The sequence below is a fragment of the Micromonospora sicca genome (assembly GCF_003172935.1).
Lineage (GTDB): Bacteria > Actinomycetota > Actinomycetes > Mycobacteriales > Micromonosporaceae > Micromonospora > Micromonospora sicca.
Genome location: NZ_QGKS01000446.1, coordinates 1 through 6,349 on the forward strand (window position 1 = coordinate 1; position 6,349 = coordinate 6,349).

The 6,349-nt window shown below is 73.4% G+C and carries 7 protein-coding genes and 1 pseudogene; all 8 read right to left on the reverse strand.

The features are described 5' to 3' along the window. Positions 1-213 (reverse strand): P-loop NTPase family protein (locus DKT69_RS39260; RefSeq protein WP_497529439.1); only part of this gene is annotated, 213 nt, incomplete at its 3' end. Between the two features lie 48 nt (positions 214-261). Next, positions 262-393: pseudogene (locus DKT69_RS41285) on the reverse strand (AAA family ATPase); the annotation flags it as partial. 474 nt (positions 394-867) lie between these two features. Further along, a complete protein-coding gene (locus tag DKT69_RS33330; RefSeq protein WP_201749984.1) occupies positions 868-1,077 on the reverse strand; it encodes a DUF6186 family protein in 210 nt (69 codons plus the stop codon). Continuing rightward, complete coding sequence (locus tag DKT69_RS33335; RefSeq protein WP_109805390.1) at positions 1,077-1,484, reverse strand: hypothetical protein; 408 nt, start codon at positions 1,482-1,484, stop codon at positions 1,077-1,079. The genes DKT69_RS33330 and DKT69_RS33335 overlap by 1 nt, the downstream gene beginning before the upstream one ends. 65 nt (positions 1,485-1,549) lie before the next feature. Beyond that, positions 1,550-2,587 carry a DHH family phosphoesterase gene (locus DKT69_RS33340; protein ID WP_109805386.1) on the reverse strand — a complete coding sequence of 346 codons (1,038 nt, stop codon included), beginning with the start codon at positions 2,585-2,587 and terminating at the stop codon, positions 1,550-1,552. Further along, entirely contained in the window at positions 2,584-3,075 is a 492-nt protein-coding gene (rbfA, locus tag DKT69_RS33345; protein ID WP_109805387.1) for a 30S ribosome-binding factor RbfA, read from the reverse strand. The genes DKT69_RS33340 and rbfA overlap by 4 nt, the downstream gene beginning before the upstream one ends. Positions 3,076-3,252: 177 nt before the next feature. Next, the gene (locus tag DKT69_RS33350; RefSeq protein WP_109805388.1) at positions 3,253-3,546 is read right to left on the reverse strand and encodes a DUF503 domain-containing protein; all 294 of its coding nucleotides are present in this window, start codon (positions 3,544-3,546) and stop codon (positions 3,253-3,255) included. A gap of 88 nt (positions 3,547-3,634) precedes the next feature. Then, a partial coding sequence (infB, locus tag DKT69_RS33355; RefSeq protein WP_109805391.1) for a translation initiation factor IF-2 occupies positions 3,635-6,349 on the reverse strand: 2,715 nt, incomplete at its 5' end.

Genomic DNA, 6,349 nt, shown 5'->3' on the forward strand with positions numbered 1-6,349 from the left:
AGAGTGGCGTGGGTAGCGCCAGACGTAGCGAAGGAACTCCAGGTCGACCTGCTCCGGACAGCCCTCGGGGAGGTCGGCCCGGGGCGTGGCGCGGTGGGCCCAGCGGCGGCCGAGCACCCGGGCGAGGCAGCGCAGCCGGGGCGGGTCGCAGAGCACCAGCAGGTCGGCGCGGGGCAGCCGGAGGTCGAGGGTGGCGCCGTAGTTGCCGTCCATCACCCAGGCCGGGCGGGCGGCGAGCGCGGCGACGTCGGCGCGGAAGTCGGCGTCGTCAGCGTCGACCCAGCCGGGCCGCCAGTAGTGCCGGTCGAGGTGGATCAGCGGGAGGTCGAGCCGGCGGGCGACCTCGCGGGCCAGGGTGCTCTTGCCGGCGCCCGAGCTGCCGACGACGAGGATGCGACGCCCCCGGTGACGGTAGCGCCGGAGGGCGGGCCCGGGGAGCCGGGGCGGCGGTGACGCCGGCGACGGAGCGACGTCGGCGACGTCACCGCCGGACGACGTACGTCACTGACGGGTGTCCATCGAGGTCTGCAGCGCGCGGCGCATCTGCTCGCGCGCCTCGTCGGTGGTCTCCGGCTGCGGCTTGCGGGTGGGCTTGGTCGCCATCTCCAGATCCCTTCCAGGGTGCTGACCACCGCGGCACGGTGGCCCTACGGGCGGTCGTGCTGAGCGCCCGGCAGCGGTCCGGGATCACCGGAGCGGCTCGCCTGGCAGCGTGAGCCCGGGTCGGTCCGACCCTGGAGGGAGGCGGCACCTGGTGTGGCGCCACCGCCCACGACCTGCGTCGCGGCGCGGCGCCGGTCCTTACCCAAGCTATCGTTCAGGTCCACATACTGCCCAGGATTCCCGACATCTGGACGGATACCCGCGTCAGCGGGCCAGGAAGTGCCAGCCGAGCCACCACCAGAAGCCGAACAGCCCGATCCGCCCCACCGGCACCGGGCCGACCGCGTACCGCATCACGAACGCGCAGACGTCGCCGAGCGACGGCACCCGGGAGTCCTCCCGCCGGGACGCCCACTCCACGCCAGCGAAGAGCAGGATCGCGGTCAGGAAGCCGCCGATGGCCAGCGCCCGCATCATCGCCGCACCAGCCCCCAGAACGCGGCCAGCCAGGCGAACCAGGCCGTGGAGCGGACCAGGTGGTCCTCCAGCAGCGGATCGGCCAGCCGGGAGAAGGTGGGGAAGTCGTCGCCCACCGAGAGCACGAAGGTCGCCCCCTCGAAGACCCCGAAGACGGTCACCGGCAGCAGCCACCAGACCGCCCCCGGGGTCAGCCGGCGGGGCGCGGGCCGCCGGGGCACCCGGTTGTTCAACCCGAGCCAGATCAGCGCGCCGCCGGTGCCGAGGGTGTAGAGGTTGGCCTGCGCGGAGAAGGACGGCAGTTGTCCGCCGACCAGGGAGAGGCAGATCAGCACCGGTACGGAGACGACGGGACGGTCCCAGGCTCGGGGCGCCTCGGCGGTGAGCTCTCGGGAGTGATCCATCATCCGATTGTCCCCACCCTCACGGAGCGCGGGAAGACCACCACACCCCGGAGTCGACCCTGATCTCAGACCGCGAGCAACGCCCCGTCGAGCTCGGCCCGAATGCTGTCGACCACCTCGTCGACGCTGCCCCGACCGGTGAACCCGGCGGCGAACCGGTGTCCACCGCCGCCCAACGCCACCGCCACCCGGCTCACATCCACCGCGCCCTTGCTCCGCAGCGACACCGCCCAGTCCCCGGCCGGCGTCTGCTTGACCACGCAGCTCACGTCCGCCTCGGCCGTGCAGCGCACCGAGTCGATCAGCGCCTCCAGCACGTACGGCGGCTGGTCGTGCCGCGCCAGGTCGTCCAGGGTCGCGTACGTCCAGACCAGGCCGCGCCCGCCGGCCGCGCCCGGCTCCAGCCGGGCCCGGCCGATCGCCTCGCCGAAGAGGCGGACGGCGCCGAACGGCCGGGTGTCGAAGATCCGTCGGGAGATGTCCCCCGGTCGGATGCCGGTGGCCAGCAGCCGCGCTGCCATCTCGTGCACGGCCGGGGTGGTCGCCTCGAAGCGGAACGAGCCGGTGTCCGTGCTCAGCGCGACGTAGAGGCATGCCGCGATGTCAGCGTCCAGCGGCACCCCGAGCCGGTCCAGCAGCCCCTCGGCGACCACCGAGGTCGCCGCCGCGTGCGGGTCCACCAGGTTGATGTCGCCGAACCGGGTGTTGGAGGCGTGGTGGTCGAGCACCAGCGACGCACCCGCCGACCCGAGCCGGCCCACCAGGTCACCGAGCCGCGACTCGCTCGCCGCGTCGAAGCAGATGACCAGATCCGGATCCGGGTACGCGGCATCCTGCGGCACCAGCAGGTCGAGCCCGGGCAGCCAGCGGAACGGCTCCGGCACCTCCGGCGGCCCGGGGAAGGTCGCCTGGAGCTGTCGTACGCCCAGCCGGCGCAGCCCCAGCCCGAAGCCGAGCATGCTGCCCAGCGCGTCCCCGTCCGGATTGACGTGGCAGATCAGCAGCACCCGCGCGTCGGCGGGGAGTCGGCGTACCGCGGCGACCGCGGCCGCCCACTCGGCCCCGGTGGGCGCCTCGGGGGCGCCCGCGGCGGGGTCGGTCACGGGCGATCGCCGCCGCGCGGCTCGCCCTCGGTCCCGGCGTCCTCGGTCTCGGCCTCGGCGTCCTCGACCTCGTCCTCGAGGCGGTACGGCTGCGGCTCGCCCGCGTACTTCGCGCTCGCGGCCAGCCGCTGCACCTCGGCGTCGGCGTTGCGGGCCGCGGCGAGCAGGTCGTCGATGTGCTTGACCTGGTCCTGCACGTCGTCCAGGACGAAGGTCAGGGTGGGCGAGTGCCGCAGCCCGAGGGCCTTCCCGACCGTGCTGCGCAGCAGGCCCTTGGCGCTCTCCAGCGCGGCGGCGGTGCTGGACTGGGCCGCCGCGTCGCCGAGCACGGTGTAGAACACCGTGGCGTCGCGCAGGTCGGCGGTGATCCGGGCGTCGGTGATGGTGATCATCCCGAGCCGGGGGTCCTTGATCTGGCTCCGCACCACCGACGCGACCAGTTCGCGGATGCGCTCCGCGTGCCGGCGTACCTTGGCCGGATCCGTCATCTCCCCCACCTCCAGGGCATCCTGCTCCCGGCCGGAGACGGCGGCGCGGGGCGCCGCCGGGCCCGACCGCCCAACATCTCGAACACTACCCGCGCGATCGTGGCGGCCGCGCGGGGCCGCCGATGGCGACGGGCACCCCGGATCCGGGCCCCGTCGGCGGGGATGACCGGCCCGGCGTCAGTCTTCCTCGCCGTACAGCCGGCGGCGCACGGACAGCAGCTCGGCCTCCGGCCGGGCGGCCACCAGGCGCTCGCACGAGTCGAGCACCTCGCGGACGTGCGCCGCCTCGGCGGCCACCACGGCCACCGCGATCTCGGCCCGGCCGTGCAGGTCGAGCGCTCCCACCTCGGCGGCCGACACCTCGAAGCGGCGCAGCGCCGCCACGATCGGCCGTACATATGATCTTTTCGCCTTGAGCGACCTGGAGTCGCCTGGCAGCAGCAGGTCGAAGACCACGGTTCCGGTGAACATCGCCCCGGACATTACGGTCACCCCCGGACATGATCAAGGGGTTTACGCCTTTCGGCGTAAACCCCTTGATCACTGTGTCACCGTCGGATCAGGCGCGCGGCTTCTCCCGCATCTCGAAGGTCTCGATGATGTCGCCGACCTGGACGTTGTTGAAACCGGCCAGGGTCAGACCACACTCGAAGCCCTCGCGGACCTCCGTCGCGTCGTCCTTGAACCGCTTGAGCGAACTGACCGTGAGGTTGTCCGCCACGACCGCCCCGTCCCGCAGCAGCCGCGCCTTGGCGTTGCGGCGGATGACGCCGGACCGGACGATACAGCCGGAGATGTTGCCGACCTTGGACGAGCGGAACACGTCGCGGATCTCCGCGGAGCCCAGCTCGACCTCCTCGTACTCCGGCTTGAGCAGCCCCTTGAGCGCGGCGTCGATCTCCTCGATGGCCTGGTAGATGACCGTGTAGTACCGGATCTCCACGCCCTCGCGGTCGGCGATCTCGCGGACCTTGTTGGCGGCCCGCACGTTGAAGCCGATGATCGTGACCGCCTCGGACGAGGCGCTCGCGAGCATGACGTCGCTCTCGGTGATCGCACCCACGCCCCGGTGGATGATCCTGAGCTGGACCTCCTCCGGGATGTCGAGGTTGAACAGCGCGTCCTCGAGGGCCTCCACGGAACCGGAGACGTCGCCCTTGAGCACCAGGTTGAGCGAGGTCTTCTCGCCCTCCTTGAGCTGCTCCATGAGCGTCTCGAGAGTGGCCCGGCCACGGGAGTTGGCGAAGGACGCCGCCCGCCGCCGTGCCTGCCGCTGCTCGGCGATCTGGCGCACCGTGCGGTCGTCCTCGGCCGCCAGGAAGGTGTCACCCGCACCCGGCACCGCGGTCAGACCGAGCACCAGGACCGGACGGGCCGGACCCGCCTCGGCGACCTGGTTGCCGTTCTCGTCGAGCATCGCCCGGACCCGGCCGTGCGCCCCACCGGCGACGATCGAGTCGCCGGCCCGCAGGGTGCCCTTCTGCACAAGCACCGTCGCCACCGCACCGCGGCCCTTGTCCAGGTGCGCCTCGATGGCCACACCCTGCGCCGGCCCGTCGATCGGAGCGGTCAGCTCCAGCGACGCGTCGGCGGTCAGCAGGACCGCCTCGAGCAGCTCCTCGATGCCGATGCCCGGCTTCGCCGCCACGTTGACGAACATGGTCTCGCCGCCGTACTCCTCGGCGACCAGCCCGTACTCGGTCAGCTGCTGGCGGACCTTGTCCGGGTTGGCCTCCGGCTTGTCGACCTTGTTGACCGCGACCACGATCGGCACGTCGGCCGCCTTGGCGTGGTTCAACGCCTCGATGGTCTGCGGCATCACGCCGTCGTCGGCCGCCACCACCAGCACCACGATGTCCGTCACCTGGGCACCACGGGCACGCATGGCGGTGAACGCCTCGTGACCCGGGGTGTCGATGAAGGTCACCGCGCGGTCCTCGCCCTCGTGCGGGACGTGGACCTGGTACGCGCCGATGTGCTGGGTGATGCCACCCGCCTCGCCGGCCACGACGTTCGCCTTACGGATCGCGTCGAGCAGCTTGGTCTTACCGTGGTCGACGTGACCCATGACGGTCACCACCGGCGCACGGCTGACCAGGCGCTCCTCCGCGACCACGGCGTCGAGGTCGATGTTGAACTGCGCGAGCAGCTCGCGGTCCTCGTCCTCCGGGCTGACGATCTGCACGTCGAAACCGAGGTGCTCACCCAGCAGCAGCAGGGTGTCGTCGGAGCAGGACTGGGTCGCGGTGACCATCTCGCCCAGGTTGAACATCTCCTGGACCAGCGAACCCGGGTTGGCGTTGATCTTGTCGGCGAAGTCCGACAGCGAGGCGCCACGGGAGAGCCGGACGACCTGACCCTGACCCCGGGGGGCACCCGAGCTCATGGTCGGGGCCGACAGGTTGTCGAACTCCTGTCTGCGCTGCTTCTTGGACTTGCGCCCACGGGTCGGCCGACCACCCGGACGCCCGAAGGCACCCGCGGCGCCACCGCCACGGCCACGACCGCCGCCACCGGGGCGACCACCGCCACCGGCCGGGGCACCCGGACGGAAACCGCCGCCCGGAGCACCGCCACCGGCACCCGGGCCACCGCGGTAGCCACCGCCACCGCCGCCGCCACCGGGACCGGGACGGAAGCCACCGCCACCGCCGCCGCCACCGGGACCGCCACGGAAGCCACCGCCACCGCCACCGGGACGGCCTGCGCCGCCACCGGGGCCGCCACGACCGCCACCGGGGCCGCCGGGGCGACCCGTGGTGGGCCGCTGGCTCGGCATGGAGGCCGGGCTGGGCCGCGGCGGCATGGACGCCGGGCTGGGCCGCGGCGGCATGCCGGCCGGGCTCGGCCGGGGACCACCGGCAGCCGGGGGCCGCTGCTGGCCACCCTGGATACCGAACGGGTTGTTACCGGCGCCGCGCGCCGGCGGACGACCGCCCGGCCGGGCACCCGGGCCCGGGGTCGGGCCACCGGGACGGCCGGCGGCCGGGGTGGGACGCGGCGGCACCGCGTTCGGACCCGGACGCGGAGCCGGACCCGGACGGGGACCACCCTCGGTCGGGGGCTCCCGGCGGACGTTCTCCCGCTGCTGCTGGCGGGCGGCCTGCGCGGCCTTGACCGCGGCCTCCTGCTCAGCCTTGAGGGCGGCGGCGCGCGCCTCGGCGGCCGCCACTTCGATGTCGTGCGCGCTCGCCGGCTTGGCGACCGGAGTCGCCGGCTGCGGCGGGCTGGGGACCGGGCCCTTGGGCTTCGGTCCAGGGGACACATCTCCGAG